At 42.9% G+C, this 583-nt stretch carries 1 protein-coding gene; it reads right to left on the bottom strand.

Annotated features, from left to right (window positions below; translation table 11 throughout):
- Positions 1-220: 220 nt before the first annotated feature.
- Positions 221-583, bottom strand: a 363-nt coding sequence (locus tag KIV40_RS31095; RefSeq protein WP_285353157.1) for a methylated-DNA--[protein]-cysteine S-methyltransferase, incomplete at its 5' end; no start/stop codon positions are given.

The following is a 583-nucleotide window of genomic DNA, read 5'->3' on the forward strand; positions in this document are numbered from 1 at the left end:
TTCTCTGGGTTTTCATACATGCCACTGAATAGAACCAGTTGAGGAACCTCAAATGGTTTCGTTGTCTCACTCAAACACCCAGTCAATAAAACGCTGCTACACCCGATCACCGTCATCATTTGTCGGTTCATAGAGGTTTTCTGCTTTTATATTTCTTCTGTAATTTGTAAATGATAAGCAGGGAATTATAGAAATACCAGAAAACAATAAGAGCATTTATTCAACTAATTGATAGATCACTTTCTAATTTCAGCAATGCTGACTTTCTCTCAACACCACCCGCATAACCTGTCAGTTTACCGTTTTTACCGATCACGCGATGACACGGTACTATGATGGAAACCGGATTTTTTCCATTTGCCAACCCCACCGCCCTGACCGCTTTAGGATTACCAATCTCATCAGCAAGCTGCTGGTAACTCCATGTCTCCCCAAAAGGAATACGCATTAAGGCTTGCCAAACCGACTGCTGAAATGGCGTTCCCTCTGCTGCGACTGGGATTGAGAAGTTGTTCAGCTTTCCAGAAAAATAGCCATCGAGCTGACGTTTAGTTTCTGCAAACAGCGCAAACGCATCATCTTG

The sequence above is a fragment of the Vibrio sp. D173a genome (assembly GCF_030248475.1).